Annotated in this window: 18 protein-coding genes; 9 read left to right on the forward strand and 9 right to left on the reverse strand. The window is 68.6% G+C overall.

What is annotated here, in order from left to right; translation table 11 throughout:
- Position 1 precedes the first annotated feature (1 nt).
- The 3 genes from ACFXHE_RS18645 to ACFXHE_RS18655 are packed head-to-tail and all read right to left on the reverse strand — an operon-like array spanning position 2 to position 1,949.
- A complete protein-coding gene (locus ACFXHE_RS18645) occupies positions 2-775 on the reverse strand; it encodes an ABC transporter permease (protein ID WP_379384544.1) in 774 nt (257 codons plus the stop codon).
- On the reverse strand, positions 772-1,515 hold the full coding sequence (modA, locus tag ACFXHE_RS18650) for a molybdate ABC transporter substrate-binding protein (RefSeq protein ID WP_379384766.1): 744 nt from the start codon (positions 1,513-1,515) through the stop codon (positions 772-774). Before modA ends, ACFXHE_RS18645 begins: the two co-directional genes overlap by 4 nt.
- Positions 1,516-1,535: 20 nt before the next feature.
- Positions 1,536-1,949: a TOBE domain-containing protein gene (locus tag ACFXHE_RS18655; protein WP_354849050.1), complete on the reverse strand. Its 414-nt coding sequence runs from the start codon at positions 1,947-1,949 to the stop codon at positions 1,536-1,538.
- A 53-nt stretch (positions 1,950-2,002) separates the two neighbouring features.
- Here ACFXHE_RS18655 and ACFXHE_RS18660 point away from each other — a divergent pair, with 53 nt between their 5' ends.
- The gene (locus ACFXHE_RS18660) at positions 2,003-2,917 is read left to right on the forward strand and encodes a hypothetical protein (RefSeq protein WP_379384546.1); all 915 of its coding nucleotides are present in this window, start codon (positions 2,003-2,005) and stop codon (positions 2,915-2,917) included.
- 18 nt (positions 2,918-2,935) lie between these two features.
- On the opposite strand, the gene ACFXHE_RS18665 is transcribed toward ACFXHE_RS18660, so the two are convergent.
- Positions 2,936-4,405 (reverse strand): CCA tRNA nucleotidyltransferase, encoded by a 1,470-nt coding sequence (locus ACFXHE_RS18665; protein ID WP_379384548.1) that lies wholly within the window; start codon positions 4,403-4,405, stop codon positions 2,936-2,938.
- 174 nt (positions 4,406-4,579) lie between these two features.
- Between ACFXHE_RS18665 and ACFXHE_RS18670 the strand changes: the two genes are divergently transcribed.
- From ACFXHE_RS18670 to ACFXHE_RS18705, 8 genes are all read left to right on the forward strand, one after another.
- Positions 4,580-5,134 carry an NUDIX hydrolase gene (locus ACFXHE_RS18670; RefSeq protein ID WP_354849043.1) on the forward strand — a complete coding sequence of 185 codons (555 nt, stop codon included), beginning with the start codon at positions 4,580-4,582 and terminating at the stop codon, positions 5,132-5,134.
- Positions 5,131-7,650 (forward strand): DUF6049 family protein, encoded by a 2,520-nt coding sequence (locus tag ACFXHE_RS18675; protein WP_379384551.1) that lies wholly within the window; start codon positions 5,131-5,133, stop codon positions 7,648-7,650. The genes ACFXHE_RS18670 and ACFXHE_RS18675 overlap by 4 nt, the downstream gene beginning before the upstream one ends.
- 470 nt (positions 7,651-8,120) lie before the next feature.
- Positions 8,121-11,957, forward strand: a complete 3,837-nt coding sequence (locus ACFXHE_RS18680; protein ID WP_379384768.1) for a lipid II flippase MurJ — start codon at positions 8,121-8,123, stop codon at positions 11,955-11,957.
- A 358-nt stretch (positions 11,958-12,315) separates the two neighbouring features.
- Positions 12,316-12,903, forward strand: a complete 588-nt coding sequence (gene sigM, locus ACFXHE_RS18685) for an RNA polymerase sigma factor SigM (protein ID WP_379384552.1) — start codon at positions 12,316-12,318, stop codon at positions 12,901-12,903.
- A 122-nt stretch (positions 12,904-13,025) separates the two neighbouring features.
- Positions 13,026-13,940 carry a hypothetical protein gene (locus ACFXHE_RS18690; RefSeq protein WP_379384554.1) on the forward strand — a complete coding sequence of 305 codons (915 nt, stop codon included), beginning with the start codon at positions 13,026-13,028 and terminating at the stop codon, positions 13,938-13,940.
- Between the two features lie 107 nt (positions 13,941-14,047).
- Complete coding sequence (gene trxB / locus ACFXHE_RS18695) at positions 14,048-15,031, forward strand: thioredoxin-disulfide reductase (protein WP_379384556.1); 984 nt, start codon at positions 14,048-14,050, stop codon at positions 15,029-15,031.
- 12 nt (positions 15,032-15,043) lie between these two features.
- Complete coding sequence (trxA, locus tag ACFXHE_RS18700) at positions 15,044-15,382, forward strand: thioredoxin (protein WP_354849029.1); 339 nt, start codon at positions 15,044-15,046, stop codon at positions 15,380-15,382.
- A gap of 144 nt (positions 15,383-15,526) precedes the next feature.
- On the forward strand, positions 15,527-16,723 hold the full coding sequence (locus ACFXHE_RS18705; protein ID WP_379384558.1) for an N-acetylmuramoyl-L-alanine amidase: 1,197 nt from the start codon (positions 15,527-15,529) through the stop codon (positions 16,721-16,723).
- A gap of 94 nt (positions 16,724-16,817) precedes the next feature.
- On the opposite strand, the gene ACFXHE_RS18710 is transcribed toward ACFXHE_RS18705, so the two are convergent.
- The 5 genes from ACFXHE_RS18710 to ACFXHE_RS18730 form a co-directional block, all read right to left on the reverse strand.
- Entirely contained in the window at positions 16,818-17,537 is a 720-nt protein-coding gene (locus ACFXHE_RS18710) for a GNAT family N-acetyltransferase (protein ID WP_379384560.1), read from the reverse strand.
- Positions 17,538-17,697: 160 nt separating this feature from the next.
- Positions 17,698-18,714 (reverse strand): ParB/RepB/Spo0J family partition protein, encoded by a 1,017-nt coding sequence (locus ACFXHE_RS18715; protein WP_379384562.1) that lies wholly within the window; start codon positions 18,712-18,714, stop codon positions 17,698-17,700.
- 50 nt (positions 18,715-18,764) lie between these two features.
- Positions 18,765-19,733 (reverse strand): ParA family protein, encoded by a 969-nt coding sequence (locus tag ACFXHE_RS18720; RefSeq protein WP_379384564.1) that lies wholly within the window; start codon positions 19,731-19,733, stop codon positions 18,765-18,767.
- Between the two features lie 350 nt (positions 19,734-20,083).
- Positions 20,084-20,821 (reverse strand): 16S rRNA (guanine(527)-N(7))-methyltransferase RsmG, encoded by a 738-nt coding sequence (rsmG, locus tag ACFXHE_RS18725; RefSeq protein WP_379384566.1) that lies wholly within the window; start codon positions 20,819-20,821, stop codon positions 20,084-20,086.
- Between the two features lie 156 nt (positions 20,822-20,977).
- Positions 20,978-21,514, reverse strand: coding sequence for a protein jag (locus ACFXHE_RS18730; protein WP_354849012.1), 537 nt, complete (start codon positions 21,512-21,514; stop codon positions 20,978-20,980).
- Between the last annotated feature and the right edge of the window lie 18 nt (positions 21,515-21,532).

A 21,532-nucleotide genomic window follows, 5' to 3' on the forward strand; every position in this document is an offset into this window, starting at 1 on the left:
GCTAGCGCGCCTCCGGCCGCCGGTAGGCCACCAGCACGATCACTGCCGCGACCAGCACCAGCAGCAGCGAAAGCGCCACGGCGGCGTCCGGATCGGACTCGCGCTGGAGATAGATCTCCAGCGGCAGCGTGCGAGTCTTCCCCTGCAGGCTGCCCGCGAAGGTGAGCGTCGCGCCGAACTCGCCCAGGGCGCGGGCGAAGGCCAGGATCGTGCCCGACACCAGCGCGGGGCGCAGCAGCGGCAAGGTCACCCGCCACCACACCAGCGACGGCCGCGCACCCAGGGTGGCGGCGATCCGTTCGTAGCGATCGCCCGCGGTGCGCATCGCACCCTCCAGCGTGATCACCAGGAACGGCAGCGCCACGAAGGTCTGCGCCAGCACCACCGCGGTCGTGCTGAAGGCGATGCGGATGCCGAGCGACTCCAGCTGGTGGCCCACCAGCCCGTTCCGCCCGAACAGATACAGCAGCGCCAGACCACCCACCACCGGCGGTAATACCAAGGGCAGCAACACCAGTGCGCGCAGCACCGGCAGCGCCCGCCAGCGCGAGCGGGCCAGCACCGCGGCCATCGGCACACCCAGCAGCACGCACAGCAGCGCGGCCGCCACGGAGGTGCGCAGGCTCAGCAGCAGCGCCACCCGCGAGGACTCCGAGGTGATCAGATCCAGGAAATGCGACCAGTCCACCGCCCCGGTCAGCGCCACCAGCGGACCGGCCACCAGCACGAAGCCGATGGCCGCCGGCAGCAGCAGCCAGACCGGGGGTTTGATCACGGCCGTCCGAAACCGGCCTGCTGCAGCGCCTGCTGCCCATCGGGCCCGGTGACCAGCGTGACGAAGTCCTTGGCGGCCGCGGCGTTCTTCGAATCCGCCACGGTGGCAATCGGATAGGTGTTCACGGCGGTCGCGGACTCCGGGAAGTTCACCGTCGTCACCTTGTTACCCGCGCCGGCCGCGTCGGTGACGTAGACCAGGCCCGCATCGGCCTGCCCCGAGGTCACCTTGGCCAGCACGTCGGTCACCGAGGACTCCTCGCTGACCGGCGAAATCGACACGCCCGCACCGGAGGTCACCTTCTTGGTGGCCGAACCGCACGGCACCTGCGGCGCGCACACCACCAGGCGCAGCCCAGACTTGGACAGATCCGCCAGCGAACCGATGTGCGCCGGATTGCCCGGCGGCGTCACGATGGTGAGGACATTGGTGGCGAAGGTCTGGGGCTTGTCGGTGATCCGGCCGCCCTTCACCGCCTTGTCCATGTTCGCCTGATCGGCGGAGGCGAAGACGTCGGCGGGCGCGCCCTGATTCAACTGCGCCACCAGATCCGAGGAACCGGCGAAGGAGAAGGTCACCTTCGTGCCGTGGTGCGCGCTCTCGTACTGGGTGCCCAGCTGGGTGAACACCTGCTCGAGCGAGGCGGCCGCGAAGACCGTGATCGTCGTGGTGTCACTGCTGTCCGAGGAGGAATCGCAGCCCGACAGCAGACCCGCGCCCAGCACCGCGGTCGCGGCCAGCGCGGCTCCGGACCTGGAACCTAGGCCGCGCCACCGGTTTCCGTGGCGGTCTCCACCACCACCGTGGTGGCCTTCACGCTCGCCCACGCCACGCTGCCGGGTTGCAGCCCCAGCTCGCGCACCGACTCGCTGCTCATCAACGACACGACTGTGAACGGTCCGCATTGCATCTCCACCTGTGCCATCACGGTATCGGCCACCACCCTGGTCACCAATCCGGGAAAACGATTGCGTGCCGAACTGGCACTAGCCATCCGGGTCTGTGGAGTGCGAGCCTGCTCGACGGCCAATTCCGCGAGCTCACTGCCATCCACCACCAGGCGACCGGATTCGTCCTTGCGCGCGGACAGCACGCCACCGTCGATCCAGCGGCGCACGGTGTCGTCGCTGACGCCCAGCAGCTGGGCGGCGTCACGAATCCGAATTTCGGGCATGACAAGCAGAATAGATCCGCAAATACGGAAGTACCAATCGAATCGAACCGTAGATGCGGACAACAACGGCCGGCAAGGTGTTCCAGTTCACTGTCGCGCCGCTGGCGCCCGCACCGGCGGCCAGTACGCTCGAAGCAATCATGGCCACGTATTTCGATCCGAAGGCCTGGTCACCCCTGCGCGCGGTAGACCTGGGTATGGACCTCGGAAGACGCTTGTTCGATCAGAGCTGGCTGGACCAGTGGACCAGTTTCACCACCGCCTGGCTCGAACCAGCCGCCGACTTCGGAGCCGGGACAGTCACCGCGCTCATGCCCGACGTCCTCATGACGCTGCTGTCGGAGGGCATCCTCAGCCAGTTCGGCGGGCAGGAGGTCAGCGCCACCCTGCTCGGACACGACCTGCGAGCCACCCTCCACACGCTCAAGGTGCGCCGGCGCGGGGCGCACTTCCAGACCAAAACCGTGCTCACCGGGCTGATCTGGAACACCCACCCCATCGAGGAACTAACCGTCATCGCCCACGGCGTGCGGCTGATACCCGGCGTCCCCACCAAGCTGCGGACCTCACAGCTCGACCTCACCGGCGTGATAACCCTTGCGGCACTGCTGGAGTGGATCAACACCTGGCAGCCCGACTGGGAACTGCAGCCCGCCGATGACGGGCTCATCCTGGCCCGCCACCGCCGCCGCAGTATCCGGGCGCTGGCCGCGGCCGAGATCACCGACAACGTCCTGTCCATCACCGTGCACCGGGCCCACTGGCGAAAGGTGCGCGCGCCCAGGCGATTCACGACGCTGAACCCGATTCCGCTGTCGGGGCTGCCCAGCGAGGCGCGCATCAGCCGGGCCGAACACGTCGGGGAGCACGTGTTCTTCAGCGCCGACCTGCCCGCGATCAGCGGCTCGTTCGATCTCGCGCAGATCCGCTCGGCCATCGTCGCGGGGACGACGCTGATCATCTTCTAGGGAACCCCGACTCCCGGGCTATCGGACCTGCTGGGTCGGCCACCATTCGAGCAGGGCCGCCTCGGCCTCCTCACGCGTCATCGGACCACGGTCCAGGCGCAGTTCCTTCAAGAAACGCCACGCCTTGCCGACATCCGGGCCCGGCTTCAGGTCCAGCAACTCCATGATCGAATTGCCGTCCAGATCCGGGCGCACCCGCTCCAGATCCTCCTGCTCCCGCAGGCGTTCGATCCGGGTCTCCAGATCGTCGTAGGTCGAACGCAGGGCGGCGGCGCGGCGCTTGTTGCGGGTGGTGCAGTCGGCGCGGACCAGCTTGTGCAGACGGGGGAGCAGCTCACCGCCGTCGGTCACGTAGCGGCGCACCGCCGAATCGGTCCACTGGCCCTTGCCGTAGCCGTGGAAACGCAGGTGCAGGTACACCAGCCGCGCCACGTCCTCGGTGAACTGCTTCGGATACTTCAAGGCGCGCATGCGCTTTCGCACCAGCTTCGCGCCCACCACCTCGTGATGGTGGAAGCTGACCCCGCCGCCGGGCTCATTGCGCTTGGTCGGCGGCTTGCCGATGTCGTGCAGCAGGGCGGCCCAGCGCAGCACCAGATCCGGATCGCCCTGCTCCTGGTCGATGGCCTGACGCAGCACGGTCAGCGAATGCTGGTAGACGTCCTTGTGCTGATGGTGCTCGTCGATCTCCAGCTGCATGGCCGGGACCTCCGGCAGCACCCGCTCGGCCAGCCCGGTCTCGACCATGACATCGATGCCCTCGGTCGGGTATTCGCCGCCGATCAGCTTGTCCAGCTCCGCCCGCACCCGCTCGGCCGTGATGCGATCGATCTCCGGAGCCATCTCGACGATCGCCGCCCGCACCCGCGGCGCCAGCCGGAAACCCAGCTGCGCGACGAAACGCGCGGCGCGCAGCATGCGCAGCGGGTCGTCCTGGAACGAATCATGCGGCAGCGCAGGCGTATCCAGCACCCCGGCCAGCAGCGCCTCGACGCCGTTCAGCGGATCCACGAACTCCAGCTCGCCCAGCGCGCCGATGCGCACCGCCATCGCGTTCACCGTGAAATCGCGGCGCACCAGATCACCCTCGAGGGTATCGCCGAAGGTGACCGCCGGATTGCGCGAGACCCGGTCGTAGGCGTCGCTGCGGAAGGTGGTGATCTCCAGCTGCTGCCCGGACTTGGACGCGCTCACCGTGCCGAAGGCCAGACCGCCGGTGTCCCACAGGTGATCGGCCCAGCCGCGCATCAGCTCCTGCACCACCTCGGGGCGGGCGTCGGTGGTGAAGTCCAGATCGGTGCCCAACCGGCCGAGCACCGCGTCGCGCACGCTACCGCCGACCAGATACAGCTGATGACCGTGCGCGGCGAACAGTTCACCCAGCGGAGTCATCACATCCGAGAGCCGTCCCAGCGTTATCGCGGCCGCCGCCAGCAGGCGAGTACGACGATCCTCCACGGCTGCTTCCTCGGACTTCGGCGAAACCACGAAAACGCAGCTTAGTCGGTCGGGGTCCCGATCCCCGAAAAGTGTCCTGCCCGCTCCCGCCGGTCACCCGGCGTGCCGCGCCACGACCGGTGTCTACCTGCTATGAGAGCTCTGTATATATAGGAGCTACTCCGCTGGGGCGGGCGGAGCCGCCGTCCCCTATAGACTGACGCAGTGTCCCCGGCCGATCGCGCGAACAGTCGACGCCGCCAGCCCCGGCGGCGTGGTTCGGCCGGTACTGCGGCGAAATCCACCGGTGCGGCCAAGCCTCGTATGCGCACGGTCCGCGAAACCTCCGCGGGCGGACTGGTGGTGGACGGCCTCGACGGCCCCAGCGATAAACGCTGCGCCGCCCTCATCGGACGCACCGACCGGCGCGGACGACTGCTCTGGTCGCTACCCAAGGGCCACATCGAAGAGGGCGAGACCGCCGAGCAGACGGCCATTCGCGAGGTGCAGGAGGAGACCGGCATCCACGGCACCGTGGTCGCCGAACTCGGCAGCATCGATTACTGGTTCGTCACCGAGGGCCGGCGGGTACACAAGACCGTGCACCACTATCTGATGCGCTCACTCGGCGGTGAGCTCTCCGATGCCGACGTCGAGGTCACCAAGGTGGCCTGGGTTCCCTTGAGCGAACTAGACTCCCGGCTCGCCTACGCTGACGAACGCAGGCTGGCCGAGGTCGCCAACCGGCTGATCGACCGGATGGAGAACGGCAGACAATGACGCGTGCGGGATCGCAGCGCACGCTGCTTTCACTCGTCGCGGTAATGCTGGCGGTGCTCACGACACTGGGAATCGGACCCGGAATCGGCACACCCATTGCCGCCGCCGAACCCACCGGCAGCGGCAGCGGACAGCCGAGCGGACCGAAATTCCTGAAGCTCTCCCTGGATTCGGTGACGCCCACCGCCATCACCGCCGCCAGCGACCCCTACTTCGTGGTGTCGGGCACCGTCACCAATATCGGTGACCGGCCGGTGGACGACGTCAGCATCCGCATCCAGCGCGGCGCGGCCGTCACCAGCCCCAGCGGCCTGCGCTCCACCCTGCGCCTGGACCAGGTCAACTACGACATCAACGGCGAATTCCAAGACGTCTCGGACCAATTGACCCCGGGTCAGCGCAAACAGTTCAGCCTCACCGTCGCCCTGCGCGCGGGAACCGATCTGCCCAGCGACATCTCGTCACTCGACATCGCCGCGCCCGGCGTCTATCCGCTGCTGCTCAATGTGAACGGCCAGCCCGCGTACGGCGGGCAGGCCCGCCTCGACGACGCCCGCTTCCTGCTGCCCGTCCTCGGCGTCCCCGGCACCGACCCCAGACGCGCGCTCGCACCGGCCGCTCCGCCCGCCGTCGATGCCCCGCCGGTAGCCACCACCATGCTGTGGCCGCTGGCCGACCGGCCCCGCCTGGTCGCCGGACAGCCCGGCACCCCCGACGGGCAGGCACTGCTCACCGACGACGACCTGGCCGCCTCACTCGCGCAGGGCGGACGACTCGACCAGTTGCTGTCGGCCCTGGAGAGCGTGGTCAAACCCGACAGCGGGCGCGACCGCAACCTCGTCAACGCGCTCTGCCTGGCCGTCGACCCGGACCTGCTCATCACCGTGTCCGACATGACCAGGGACTACCGGGTGCTGGCCAGCCCCTCGGATCCGGACGGGCCGACCCGCTCCGGCACCGGCAGCCACGCCGCCAAGGCGTGGCTGGAACGGCTACGCGCCCTCGCACCCGGAATGTGCGTGGTGGCACTGCCGTTCGCGCAGGTCGACCCGAGCGCGCTGGCCGCCGCCGGCGACGTCACGCTGGCCGACCGCGCGCTCAACGCGCCCGCCGACCTGATCGACTCCCTGCTCGCGGTGAAATCGGTACGCGGCGTGGCCGTTCCGGACGCCGGCACCGTCGACACCGACGGCGCCACCCTGTTCGCGCACCACGGCTTCACCACCACCGTGCTCGCCGACAACGCCGTGACCACCGGCGACAACCGCGCCAACTTCACCGCCGCCAAGACCCCACCGGGGGGCGCCGCCCCCGAACCCGGAACCCCCGACGTGGTGAACCTCGCCGACATCACCCTGCCGCCCGCCGCTGGCGTGACCCCGCCGCCCGGGCCCGCCAGCCTGCACGCCGCCACCTTCGACATCTGGGCCGCGACCGCCCTGGCCGCCATCGGATCCAATCCGCCCACACCCCCTTTCACGCCCGACAAGGTCCGCTACGAGGTCACCAACGACTCCCGCGCCGCCCGACTGCAGGACGCGCTCGGAGCCATGGCCTGGACCGCGCTCAACCCGGAACCCGGCCGCCCGCGCTCGGCGCTGCTGATGCCGCCGCAGCAGTGGGGCGCCAACCGGGACGAAGCCTCCACCGTGCTGGGACAACTGGACCTGCTGGTGAAGAACGGCTTGGCCACGCCGCGGCCGTTCACCGATCTGGTTGCGCAGCAGGCCGATCCGCAGGGCTACGAGCTCGACTACCCGAGCGAGGCCGCCGACGACGCGGTACCCGCCCACTTCGCCGAACCGGTGCACCAGCAGGCCCAGCGCATCACCGAGCTGATGAGCGCCCTGGTGGACGTGCCGCAGCAGGAACTCAGCCCGCGCGCCTTCCTCACCCCGCTGCGCGACGACCTGATCCGGGTGCTCTCGCTGTCCGACCGGCGGGCCGGGGCCGCCGCCGCGGACACCAACGCCCAGCGGCGGCTCGACCAGACCACCAAAACCATGGACAACCTGTACGGTTCGGTGACGGTGCTGCCGCCCGGCGGCGTCTACACCCTCGCCTCCGAGCAGAGTCCGCTGCTGCTGGTGGCCCGCAACGACCTGCCGGTGGCCATCCGGGTGCGCTTCAAGATCGACGCGCCGGCCGAGACGAACATCACTGATATCGGCGAACAGCAGCTGCCCGCCAAGGGGAATCGATCCTTCCAGATCCCCACCGAGGTATCCGACAGCCGAAACCTGGTCATTCCCATCGCGCTCACCACATCCGACGGGGTGCCACTCGGCAATGCGGTATCGGTATCCGTGCGGTCCAACGCTTACGGTCAGGTGTTGGCAATAATTACTGCGTGCGCCTGTGCGCTGCTGCTCCTGCTGGTCGGCCGCCGGCTCTGGCACCGCTTCCGCGGACAGGCCGACCCGGCCGACGAAGGGTTCGACCCCGAACCCCGAGGTGGAGACGACAGTGCGGAGCGCGCGGGTAAGCGGGACAAGAAACGACAGGAGGCACGGTGAGCGAGTACGGCGGGCCGCGCTCATCCGGCCGAACAGAGGGACCCGACGGGCCGCCGCCGCGGCGCACGCCATCGGCGCCGTGGGAACGCGGCGCGCCCCGCCCCGGCCCGCGCGGCCCGCAGGGCCCGGCCTCCGGACAGCAGCGAGCGGTTCCCGGTAATCCGCAGGGATACCCGGGACAGCAGTATCCGGCCAAACCGTCCGGTCCGCAGCGGCAGGCGCCGCTGCCCGGCGAATCCGGGCCCATCATGCACCGCCCCCGCCCCCAGCCGGGACGACCCGATCCCATGGCGGACGGGCGCGTCCCGGCCGAAGAGCGCTACCACTGGGGACACCCCGGTGGCGAGGGCAACCGTCCGCCCGGCCCCGGCCCACAGCGCTATCAGACACCGCCGATGTCGAACCCGCGCCCGGCTCCGTCGACCGGCCCACAGCGCCAGGCTCCTGCGACCGGTCCGCAACGCGCGGCGATGCCGCGCACCGCCACCGTCCCCGCCGCGCAGGTGGCGGAGAAGGCCGACAACTCCAACGCCAAGCTGGTCCGGGATACCGGGTCCCTCGCCCTCGCAACCCTGATCAGCCGCATCACCGGTTTCGCCAAACAGGCTCTGTTGCTGACTGTGCTCGGACCGGCCATCGCCAGTGCCTTCACCATCGCCAGCTCGATCCCGAACATGATCTCGGAGCTGCTACTCGGCGCGGTGCTGACCGCCATCGTCGTGCCAACACTGGTCCGTGCCGAGCGTGAAGACGCCGACGGCGGCGCGGCCTTCGTGCGCCGCCTGTTCACCACGGCGCTTACCGTATTGGGCACAGGCACCGTCATCGCGTTGGTTCTCACCCCGGTACTTACAAAACACGTCTTCCTCTCCGCCGACAGCAAGGTCAATTCGGGACTCACCACCGCGTTGACCTACATGCTGATTCCCGCGGTCCTGCTGTACGGAATGTCGGCGCTGCTCATGGCGATTCTGAACACCCACCAGGTGTTCAAGCCCGGCGCCTGGGCACCCGTCCTCAACAACTGCGTCGCCCTGCTGGTGCTCGGTCTGTTCGCGCTGGCGCCGGGCGAGATCACACTGGATCCGATTCGGATGGGCGAACCGAAGCTGCTGTTGCTCGGTATCGGCACCACCCTCGGCGTGGCGGTCCAGGTAGCGACGTTGGTGCCGGCGATCCGGCGGGAAGGCATCGACCTACGCCCCCTATGGGGATTGGATGCGCGTCTCAAGCAGTTCGGCGGCATGGCCGCGGCCATCGTGCTCTACGTCCTGATCAGCCAGGCCGGTTTCAGCTTCACACTGCGCGTCTCCTCGCACGCCGACGTCGCGGGTCCGACCATCTACCAGAACGCCTGGCTGCTACTGCAACTGCCGTGGGGCGTGCTCGGCGTCACCCTGCTGACCGCGATCATGCCGAGGCTGAGCCGCAACGCCGCCGCCGACGACACCCCGGCGGTGGTGGACGACCTGGGCGCGGCCACCCGGCTGACCATGATCGCGCTGATCCCCATCGTCACCTTCCTCACCTTCGCCGGACCCCAGATCGGCGAGGCGATCTACGGCTACGGCCGCTTCGGCGCTGACGCCGCGCGACTCGGCGAGGCGGTGTCCTGGTCGGCGTTCAACCTGATTCCCTATGCGCTGGTGCTGATTCACCTGCGGGTCTTCTACGCTCGCGAACAGGCGTGGACACCTACCTGGATCATTCTCGGCATCACCAGCGTGCAGATCACGCTGTCCGCATTGGCACCTGCCCTGTTCTCCGCCGACCATGTGGTCATCGCCCTCGGTGTAGCCCGCGGGCTCGGCTTCGTCACCGGCGCCATCATCGGCGGCTGGCTCCTGCACCGCAGCCTGGGCGATCTGCGCATGGCCAACGTCGGCCACACCATCACGCGGGTGGTGCTGGCATCGCTGGCCGGTGGCGCGGTTCTGCTCATCGTGGACAAAGTGCTGGGACTGCATCGGCTTTCGGAGTCCTTCGGCGGCATCGGCTCGCTGGTGCGGGTCGGTCTCACCGCCATCGTCATGTTCGGCGTGGCCTTCGGCCTGATGCGCCTGCTCGGCATTCCCGAGATCGTGGCCATCACCGTCGCGGTCTCGCGCCGGCTCGGCATCACCCCGCCCGCACCGGATCTCGACCTCGACGGCACCCCGCTCGAGGACATCCACGAGACCACGCTGCTGCCCAAGCCGGACCTGCGGGCGGCACCGTACTACTACCGCTTCGATCCGTACCTCGACGCGCAGACCATGGTGCTGCCCGTCATCCGGCCCGATGCGGTTGAACTCACCGAAAAGACCGAGTTCCCGTACCCTGTTCGGCAGGCAAGCGCAACTGCCCAGACCGGCATGTCCGCGGACAGCTCCCGCGGCACGCCGGACAGTGCACGGACACCGGACGGCGGCTTCCGCACGACTTCGGATGCCGGCGCAGCGGTTCCGGCTCCGATACATCGGTCTTCGACATACCAGGGCGAAGGAGGAACGAGGGTGAGCGACGATGCGGCGGGCGGTGTCCCGCCCGCCGAATCCGCAACGGCCGCGGGCGGCGGGCTCTCCACGGACACCCCTCCCTCCGGCGCAGCCGGCGGAAAGCCCGGTGGCCGAGCCGAATCCACGGCCCGCTCCGGCGGTCCCGGCGACCACGAGGAACCCGAGCACCTACCGGAGGCGGAGGACCACGCCGGTCCCGAAACCGGTGTGTACGAGGCCATCTCCCCGCAGATGCCGCCCATGCGGGTGGAATCGCCGAGCAAGCGCATCCAGCGCGGCCCCAAGCTGACGCCCGGCGCGTCGGTGGCGGGCGGCCGGTACCGGCTGCTGGCCGGCCACGGCGGCGCGCGCGGGCTGAAGTTCTGGCAGGCCCTCGATGTGAAACTGGACCGCGAGGTCGCGCTCACCTTCGTCGACGCCGATCAGCAGGCCACCGACAACTCCGGACACGACGGGCCGCAGGCCATCCTGTCCCGCACGCTGCGCCTGGGCCGGATCAACTCGCCCGGTCTGGCCCGCGTGCTGGACGTGGTGCGCGGCTCCTCCGGCGGCATCGTGGTGGCCGAGTGGACCCCCGGCCGCTCACTCAAGGAGATGGCCGAGACCGTGCCGTCGCCGATCGGCGCCGCGCGCGCCGTCCGGGCGCTGGCGGCCGCGGCCGAAATGGCGCACCGCGGTGGCGGTTCGCTGTCCATCGACCATCCGGACCGGGTGCGCATCAGCGCCGCCGGCGACGCCGTGCTGGCCTTCCCCGGCACGCTGTCCGACTCGGACGCCCAGTCCGACGTGCGGGGCCTGGGCGCCATGCTCTACGCGCTCATGACCGCGCACTGGCCGATCCGGGTCGGCGGCATCTCCGGCAGCGCGGCCACCGTCGGCGGCCTGCCGCTGGCCGACTTCGGCCCGGACGGAACGCCGGTGGAGCCCAGAACCATTCGCCCCGAGGTGCCGTTCGAGATCTCCGCGGTCGCGGTGCGGTCGCTGGAGTCCAATAAGGGCGTGCGCACCGCCGCCACCGTCCAGCACGTGCTGGAGCAGGCGTCGGTGGTGGACCAGAAGACCGACTTCATCCCGGTGCTGCGCCTGGGTCAGAAGCCGCCCAGCGCACCCGACGAGACCCTCGCCGATCCGGAACTGCTCGCCGCCGAGAAGGAACGCTCGCAGCGGATGATGTGGATCCTGGTCGGTCTGGGCGTGCTGGCCGCGCTGGTGGTCGGCGTCATCATCTGGTGGCTGCTGAGCGTCTTCGCGCCCGGCTCCTCCAACGCGCCGCTCAACGAACAGCGCAATATCGGCCTCACCACCTCGGCGACGGCGCCGGCCAGCCCCGGCGCGTCCCAGGCTCCGGCCAGTGCGCCGGCCACCGGCGGGGTGCCGGTGCCGGTCACCGGCGCCACGGTGTTCTCCCCGGAGGGCACCCCGGACAATGTCGGCAGCGTCGCGGCGGTGCTGGACAACAACCCGGCCACCACCTGGCGTACCGACGCCTACTTCCAGCAGTTCCCGGCCCTGAAGAAGGGCGTGGGCGTGCTGACCACCCTGGGCAGCCCCAGCAAGCTGACCAAGGTGATCATCGAATCGCCTTCGCCCGGAACGCAGGTCGAGATCCGCACCTCGCCGACCGCCTCGCCGACCCTGGATCAGACCCAGCTGATCGGGTCGGCGGTGCTCGGCGACGGCACCACCGAGATTCCGGTGCGGGCCGATCAACCGGCCCGTTACGTGCTGGTGTGGATCACCCAGCTGGCCAACAACGGGGGCCAGTTCCAGTCTTCGATCGCCGAGATCCGGTTCGAAGCCAGCGTCTAATTTGCCCTCCGATTCGCTCCGGGCTGGTTCGCTGCCCCGAAGGTCTCGTTCTTCGCTCCTCCGCTCCTCCGCTTCGCTCCCCCGCTCCGTCAGTCCAGAACGAGACGGGCCGCGAACCTGAGAGTTGAGCAACGCTGAGCGATGGTTACAAGCAGATCGCGCAACTCAGACCAAGCGGCTGCTACCTGCGCTTTTTCTCGATTTTCGTTGCTACCGAATCGTTATCCTCGATATGATCTTGCGTACTCTCGGCAAGGGGAGCTCCCGGGCGCCGACTTCTACGGTCCCGGATGACAGCCACACATCTCGGTGACGCCCGGCCCGTGAACAGGCCGTGCCACCGGTCTGAGGGGAAGCATTGTCGTCAGCGCACGAACTCGTGGAAGCACCGCAGGTCAGCGATCGCGACCTGCTCACCGCCCACGCCGGTGGGGCGCCCTACGCCTTCGCCGAACTGCTCCGCCGCCACCGCGACCATCTCTGGCAGACCGCGCTACGCGCCTCCTACGGCCCCGAGGACGCCGCCGACTCGCTCCAGGACGCCCTGCTGTCCGCGCACAAGGCCGCGGGCGCCTTTCGCGGCGACGCCGAGGTGCGCAGCTGGCTGCACCGCATCGTGGTCAATGCCTGCCTGGACCGCATCCGCCGCAACAAGCTGCGCCGCACCGAACCCCTGTCCGAGGACACGGCCGACGAACCACGCTGCCCGCGAGACGATTTCGCGGCCCTGGAGGCCACCCTGATGGTCGACGAGGCGCTGTTCACCCTGCCCGCCGACCAGCGCACCGCCCTGGTCGCCATCGAGCTCGAGGGCTACTCCATCGCGGATGCGGCTGCGCTGCTGGGCATTCCGGAGGGCACTGTCAAGAGCCGGTGCGCCCGCGGACGGCGGCGGCTCGCGGCGCACTTTCACGAAGCGAACACCGGACCTGCGATGAACACCTGAATTCCACTCGAACACCGCGATATTGGGGGAACCTTGAACGGTTCCGCTGCGTCGGATACAAAGACAGGTCTGCGTTTCCTACTCGAGGCCCTGGAGGGGCAATGGAGGACACCGGAGGAGCAATGGCGGGTACCGCGGTACCCACGCCGCCCTTCTCCACCGAACTGCTCGCCGATCTGCACGGCGGCAGTCTGCCGCCGGAAGAATCCGAGCGGCTCTGGCCCGCGGTCCGGCGCGACCCGGAGGCCATGCGCTATCTGCACTCACTCGACCGCGTCGACGATCGCCTGCACGACCTCGGCCACGACGAACACATCGCCCACCCCATGCCCGCCGACGTGGCCGCCCGTCTGGAACGCATGATCGAAAACCTCGCCACCGGCGACGAGAACCCGGCCACCGGTCCGGCCACCGCCGACCGGCCTGCCACCGTCACCCGGCTGCCCGTCGCGCCGCCGCCCGTCACCCGCTCCACCCATCCGGCCCCGCCCTCCACCGCCCCCATGCCGGTGCTCGACGGCTCCGTCTTCGATACCGGCCGGCTCGATCCCCGGGAGCTCGAGGATCCCGAACCCCCGGCTGCGTTCGAGGACGACACGGATCCCGGCGAGCCCGTCCCGTCCGAGACCCCCTCCCGCCGCCTGCGCTGGCTCACCGTCGCCGCGGCCGCCGCGGCGGTGGTCGCGGGCGCCGTGGTGGCCGTGGACGCCGTCAGCACCCGCACCGTGGCCCCGGCCGCCCAACCGGCCGCCGACGCCAACCTGGACCCGGGTCTGGCGCCGACGGCCGTCCTCACCGCCATGGGCCGCCACGACATCACCGGCCCACTGGCGGCCGGCAACGCGCTCGCCGCGTGCCTGCAGGCGGCCGGGCTGGACCGCCAGGTGCTCGGCTCCCGCAGCGTCGTGTTCTCCGGCACACCCGGGGTACTGGTGTTGCTGGCCGGACCCAAACCTCCGCAGATCACCGCCGCCGTCCTCGGAACAGCCTGCGGCCCAGGCAATCCCCAGGTGCTCGGACGCGCCGATATCGGCTGAGGTCCGAGGTCGGGAAGCTGCGGGAACAACAGCGTTTAGGCTGTTGTTGACCGACACGCTCACGCTCGAGCGATCGAGATTCTGCACAACAGCTTCGGAGGGCCACCTTGAGCACGCCTGTTCGCGACCTGATCATCGTCGGTTCCGGTCCGGCCGGCTACACCGCCGCGGTGTACGCCGCCCGGGCGGAACTGGAACCGCTGCTCTTCGAGGGCACCCAGTTCGGCGGCGCGCTCATGACCACCACCGAGGTCGAGAACTTCCCCGGCTTCCGCGAGGGCATCATGGGCCCCGACCTCATGGAGGAGATGCGGGAGCAGGCCAAGCGCTTCGGCACCGACATCCGCACCGAGGACGTCGACGCGCTCGACCTGACCGGTCCCATCAAGAAGGTGACCGTCGGCGGCGAGGTCCACGAGGCCTACGCTGTGATCCTCGCCATGGGCTCCGCGGCCCGCTACCTGAACGTCCCGGGCGAGCAGGAGCTGCTCGGCCGCGGCGTCAGCGCCTGCGCCACCTGTGACGGCTTCTTCTTCAAGGGCCAGGACATCGTGGTGATCGGCGGCGGCGACTCGGCCATGGAGGAGGCGACCTTCCTCACCAAGTTCGCCAGCTCGGTGACCATCATCCACCGCCGCGAGGAGTTCCGCGCCTCCCGCATCATGCTGGAGCGGGCCAAGAACAACGACAAGATCCGCTTCGTCCTGAACTCGGAAGTCGTTGCGGTGCACGGGGATACCGCGGTCACCAGTCTGACCCTGCGCGACACCCGCACCGGCGAGACCTCCGAGCTGGCCGCCACCGGTCTGTTCGTCGCCATCGGCCACGACCCGCGCAGTGAACTAGTGCGCGGCCAGGTCGATCTGGACGGCGAGGGCTACGTGCTGGTCCAGGGCCAGAGCACCTACACCTCGCTGCCGGGCGTCTTCGCCGCCGGCGACCTGGTCGATCACACCTACCGGCAGGCCATCACCGCCGCCGGTACCGGCTGCCGCGCGGCCATCGACGCCGAGCGCTGGCTCGCCGAGCAGGGTGACATCACCACCAACACCCTCGATCACGCCGGTCAGCCGGTGGAAGTGAACAACTAAAAGGAGCTAGGCATGTCCGACGCCAAGACCGGTGCCACCAAGACGGTGACCGACGCCACGTTCGCCGACGAGGTATTGCTCAGCGAGAAGCCCGTTCTCGTCGACTTCTGGGCCGCCTGGTGCGGCCCGTGCAAGATGGTCGCACCGGTGCTGGATGAGATCGCCGCCGCCAACACGGACAAGATCACCATCGCCAAGGTGGACGCCGACAACAACCCCGAGACCGCGGCCCACTACGGCATCATGTCGTTGCCTACTATGGTCCTGTTCCAAGGGGGCAAGGAAACCAAGCGGATCGTCGGTGCGAAGGGCAAAGCTGCCCTCTTGCGCGAACTGGAAGAAGTTCTTTAACGACTCGCCGTAGGATGCCTGCACTCGACAGTTGCCGAAATTCGGTCCGGGTCTGAAACAATCGTTCGACGCTCCGGTCGTGCGTAGGTGTGAACCGCCGCATGAATGGGTACCCGGGTTGGCGGAAGGAAAGGGCTCTCACGCATGCACCGACTTCGTCACGGCGATACAGGACCAGCCGTAGCAGAGGTTCGGAGCACCCTGGCAAGCCTCGGGTTCCTGCATTCCCGCCCCAACAGCGACCCCTCGGGTCCGATCGGGGAGTACTGGAAGGACGCCGACGCGACCTTCGACCATGATCTGGACTCCGCGGTGCGTGCCTTCCAGCAGCACCGCGGACTCCTGGTCGACGGCGTGGTCGGTCCGGCGACCTACCGCGCGCTGAAAGAGGCGTCCTACCGCCTCGGCGCGCGGACCCTCATCTACCAGCTGTCCGCACCGCTGTACGGCGACGATGTCGCCACCCTGCAGCGGCGACTGCAGGATCTGGGCTTCTACGTGCACCGGGTGGACGGCTACTTCGGCCCGCACACCCACGACGCGCTCACCTCGTTCCAGCGCGAGATCGGGCTGTCCTCGGACGGTATCTGCGGTCCCGACACCCTGCGCTCGCTGGATCTGCTGGGCGCCCGCGTCACCGGCGGCAACCCGCACCGCATCGCCGAGGAAGAGGTGGTGCACCGGGCCGGGCCGCAGCTCACCGGTAAGCGCATCGTCATCGATCCGGGCCTGGGCGGACCCGACAAGGGCTCCCCGGTGCCGACCGAATTCGGTGACGTCTACGAATCGGAGATCCTCTGGGATCTGGCCAGCCGGCTCGAGGGACGCATGGCCGCAACCGGTATGGAGACCTTCCTGTCCCGGCCGTGGGGGGCCAACCCCTCCGACGCCGAGCGGGCCGAGACCTCCAACACCTTCGACGCCGACCTGATGATCTCGCTGCGCTGCGCCAGCAATGACAGCGGTGCCGCCAGCGGCGTGGCCAGCTTCCACTTCGGCAACTCGCACGGCTCCACGTCCATGATCGGACAGGTGCTGGCCGGGTTCATCCAGCGCGAGATCGTGGCGCGAACCTCGTTGCAGGACTGCCGGACCCACGCCCGCACCTGGGATCTGCTGCGGCTCACCAAGATGCCGACCGTCCAGGTCGACATCGGCTACCTGACCAGTGATTACGACTCCTCGGTGCTGACCAACCCGCGCATGCGCGACGTGATCGCCGAGGCGATCCTGATCTCCGTGAAGCGGCTGTATCTGCTGGGCCAGGACGACCAGCCCACGGGGACATACACATTCGCCGAACTGCTCGCCGAGGAACTGGCGGCCGCAGACCGGCTCTGATGTTTCACATGAAACAAACCCCTCCAACCCATTCTGGGCTGGAGGGGTTTTTCGTTGGGGGAGTGGGTGGGCTACCGCATGGCGATGCGGGTGGCTACCGCGTCGCGATGCGGGTCGGCATGGTCAGCGCGGCCGCCGCGAGGAGCTGATCGAGCGCCCGCTCGACGTCTTCCTTCCACAGGTGCTCGTGATCCAATTCCAGACGCAGGCGCGGGAATCGATGATGCGAGGCGACCACCTTGAAACCGACGTCCTCCAGGAAGTCGGCCTCGATCATGCACTGCTCCGGCGAACACCCGGACGGGGCAGGCGCGGGGGAGCGGCGCGGCGTGCCGATCCGCTCGCGCAGGGTCATGGAACCGACGGCCGGCATCGCGGTGGTCGGCGGATCCTTGCGAATACCGAACGCCTCGATGGCCCGCACACCGCGGCGCACCAGATCGCCCACCACGGCCTGAATCAGCTGCAGGGCTATGTCGGTGTCACGGTAGGGCATTTCGGCGCTCAGCGTGGTCAGCAGCACCGCATCCGGGCTCACCGGGGAGGTGGGGAAGAGACCGGCACGCGGCACCGCGCTGGGCGGCGCATAGAGCGCGCAGCCCGCCGACCGGTCGTCCACCACGGCGACCTGTCCGCACGACCCCCACTGCAACATGACGGTGGAGAGCCAGGCCTCCTTCTCGAAGGTCGGGTCGCTGAAGCTATGGGAATCCGCCGCCACGGCCGGATCGATCTCCCAGAACACGCACCGCCGCGCGTGTACCGGAAGTTTGTCGAGTCCGCCGAGGGTAAGTGCGGTCACGCTGGTCGACACCGCTCTGCTCAGCCTCCAGCTGTCTGATTCATCCACACTCACGCCGCATCACACAGTGCTCGCCAAAAAGAATAAGCGATCAACGCTTTACGCCTCTCCAGGGCCATGAACCCGAACGTCACAGTGACGTTTCCACTGTGACCCTCGGGGTGGACCCACTCTAGGGCTTCGACTGCTCCATGAGACTGACAATTCGCTCCAGATCATCGATGGAGCCGAACTCGACCGTGATCTTGCCCTTGCGCTTGCCCAGACTGACCGTCACGCGGGTGTCGAAGGACTCCGACAACCGCTCCGCCACGTCCTGCAGACCCGGCATCTGAATCGGCTTGCGCTTGGGCGCCGGGGGAGTAACCGCATCCGGATTCCGGTTCGCCAGGGTGACGGCTTCCTCGGTCGCCCGGACCGACATGCCCTCCGCCACGATCCGCGCGGCCAGGGCCTCCTGCGCGTCGGACCCCGCCTCCAGGGCCAGCACGGCACGGGCATGCCCGGCCGACAGCACGCCGGCCGCCACCCGGCGCTGCACCGGAATCGGAAGCTTCAGCAGGCGAATCATATTGGTGACGACCGGACGCGAACGGCCGATGCGCGAGGCCAGTTCCTCGTGGGTGACGCCGAACTCCTCCAGCAGCTGCTGATAGGCGGCCGCCTCTTCGAGCGGGTTCAGCTGCACCCGATGGATGTTCTCCAGCAACGCGTCTCGCAGCATGGAGTCGTCCGCGGTCTCACGCACGATGGCCGGGATGGCGGGCAGGCCCGCCTCCTGGCTGGCCCGCCACCGCCGCTCGCCCATGATGAGCTGATAGCGGGGGACCGGTACGGACTCGACCTGACGCACCACGATGGGCTGCATCAGACCGAATTCCTTGATGGAGTGCACCAGTTCGGCCAGCGCCTCTTCTTCGAAGACGGTGCGCGGCTGCTTGGGATTCGGCTCGATCTGCTCCGGCGGGATCTCCCGGTAGACCGCACCCGCGTCCGTGCCGTCGACGGCCGACTCGACCGGATCGGGAACCCGATGCAGGTACGCCGACGCCGGCTGCGGACCAACCGGATCCAGGCCGATGACAACATTGGCGGCGGCACTGCCGAGCCCGCCGGGCGTGGTCGCCGGGCCGGTCGGGATCAGTGCCGCGAGGCCGCGCCCCAGTCCACCCTTCTTCGCCTGACTCATCGGCCTAACGACCCCTTCCGTTGTTCACCTTCACCGCCACCGAGATTCACCTACACACCGGATTGTGCGTCCGAAACGGGCGCCGGCGCAGTCTGGCGCGCCGAGTTACGCGACGCGATCTCACGTCCGGCATCGAGGTAGCTCATCGCACCCCGCGAGCCCGGATCGTAATCGAGGACGGTCATGCCGTAGCCGGGAGCCTCCGACACCTTCACGCTGCGCGGGATGACCGCGCGCAGCACTGCATCGCCGAAGTGTGAGCGCACCTCCTCGGCCACCTGATCGGCGAGCTTGGTGCGGCCGTCGTACATGGTGAGAACGACGGTGGAGACGTGCAATCCGGGATTCAGATGTGCCTGCACCAGACCGATATTGCGGAGCAACTGACCCACGCCCTCGAGTGCGTAGTACTCGCACTGGATGGGGATCAGCACCTCCTTGGCGGCGACCATCGCATTGACGGTGAGCAGACCCAGCGACGGCGGGCAGTCGATCATGACGTAGTCGATGTCGTACCCGGCGAGATTGGCCTCCTGGATGGCGGCCTTGAGCCGGCCCTCGCGGGCGACCATGGAGACGAGTTCGATCTCCGCGCCGGCCAGGTCGATGGTGGCCGGGATGCACAGCAGCCGTTCATTGTGCGGGCTCTGCTGGATGGCGTCGCTGACCGAGCACTCGCCGATGAGGAGTTCGTAGCTGGAGGGGATGCCCGAGTGGTGCTCGATGCCGAGGGCTGTGCTGGCATTGCCCTGCGGGTCGAGGTCGATGACCAGCACCCGCATGCCCTGAATAGCGAGCGCGGCAGCCAGATTCACGGCCGTCGTGGTTTTGCCCACGCCGCCCTTCTGATTGGCGATGGTGATGATGCGCTGTTCCCGGGGACGCGGAATCTGGGCATTGGTGCCCGACAGCACCTGACTCGCGCGCTGCGCCTCGGCGGCAATCGGGGTGTCAGCGGAGATGTTCCCGAACGGGGTACGGCTGAACTCGTCGGTATCGAAGGGACCGCTATCGAGCATGCCGGGAACCCGGGACGTTGTTTCCCGTGAAACATTCGCCGGACCGTTGGACATACAGGCTCCTAACCCGAAGAACTCAAAGACACATGGCCGAGCAGAATTTCGCGCACCTGGCAGCAACGGCCGCGACGCTGCGTTGTCACCGAGGGCTGGCTCGAATCGGCTGGAAGTCGTTCACGCTCGACGTTCATTAGCTTGCCAGTAGAGGACACAATACGGAAGTTGAACGGGCAGCTTCGCACCGCGACACGCCCCGAGTCGGGGAAACTCACCCGCGAAACCACTCAAAGCTCGCAACCGGCTTCATGTTTCACATGAAACATCGCGACCCCGAAGTCGCCCGAGCTTCGTCAGTGACGCTTCGGGCGATTGGTCCCACGACCCCCGCCCTTGCGCTCCGCCCGGCGCTCGGCGCGTGCCAACCGCTCGGCACTGATGACATAGGTCGGCGTCTCGAGCACTCCCACACCACATTCCAGGACCTCGGCGTGCCCCGCGCCCGCCTTGGTCAGATCGTCGCGATCGCGCTCGAGTTCCTCGGCGGCGCTGATTCCCTTGAGCGCCAGCATCCGTCCGTGTTCGTGGACCAGCGGCATGGACCACCCCGCCAGCTTCGCCAGGGGAGCGACCGCGCGGGAGGTGACGATGTCCGCGCCGCCCGCCTCCTTCTTCACGCCGGCCTGCTCGGCCCGGCCGCGCACAATGAGCACATTGTCGAGTCCGGCCTCGGCCACGAACTCGGCCAGGAAGACGGTCCGGCGAAGCAGCGGCTCCACCAAGGTGATTCGGAGATCGGGGCGGGCAATCGCGAGCGGGATGCCGGGCAGGCCCGCCCCGCTGCCGATGTCGACCACGCGCACGCCGTGGGGGATCAGGTCACCGATCACCGCGCAGTTGAGAATGTGGCGATCCCACAGCCGGGGGACCTCACGCGGGCCGATCAGTCCGCGCTCCACACCCGCGGTGGCGAGGGCGGTGTAGTAGAGCCGGGCCTTGTCGAGCCGATCGCCGAAAACGACCGCGGCCGCGGCCGGGGGATCGACCGGACCCGGAGCGGTCATCTCGGTGTCAGGTTCCACGTGAAACATCCTTCCGAACGAACTTGCCCAACCCATGGGGACTGTCGGGGATCGTGCCCCCGAACCCCCTCGCACGGTGGCGAATTGCGACGGGGGACGACTCCAGATAAGCGTAGGGCCCCCGGGTCTCTGCAACCCGGGGGCCCTGCCGTACGTGTCCGCGTGTCAGGCGGGGAGTACCACCACGCGACGGTTCGGCTCCACGCCTTCGCTCTCGCTCACCACACCGTCGAGGGCGGCCACGGCGTCGTGGACGATCTTGCGCTCGAACGGGGTCATGGGGGCGAGGGCTTCACGCTCACCGGTTTCCAGCACGCGCTTGGCCGCCTCGGTGCCGAGCGCGCTCAGCTCCGAACGACGATTGGCCCGCCAGCCCGCGACATCCAGCATGAGCCGACTGCGCACGCCGGTCGCCTGCTGCACGGCCAGCCGGGTCAGCTCCTGGAGCGCGTCCAGCACCTCACCCCGGCGACCGACCAGCTTCGCCAGATCCTTGCCGCCGTCGATGCTCACGACGGCGCGGTCGCCCTCGACATCGAGGTCGATATCGCCGTCGAAGTCGAGCACGTCCAGCAGCTGCTCGAGGTAATCGCCGGCGATCTCACCCTCTTCGATGAGCGCTTCCTCGGCGTCGGTCGCGGCGTCCGGTGCCGCAGTCGCTGCCGTCACAGTGGGTTCCCCTCCGTCGGTTTCAACAGTCATGGTTGTTTCCTTCATCTG

It is taken from the genome of Nocardia sp. NPDC059229, assembly GCF_042754165.1.
Taxonomy (GTDB): Bacteria; Actinomycetota; Actinomycetes; order Mycobacteriales; family Mycobacteriaceae; genus Nocardia.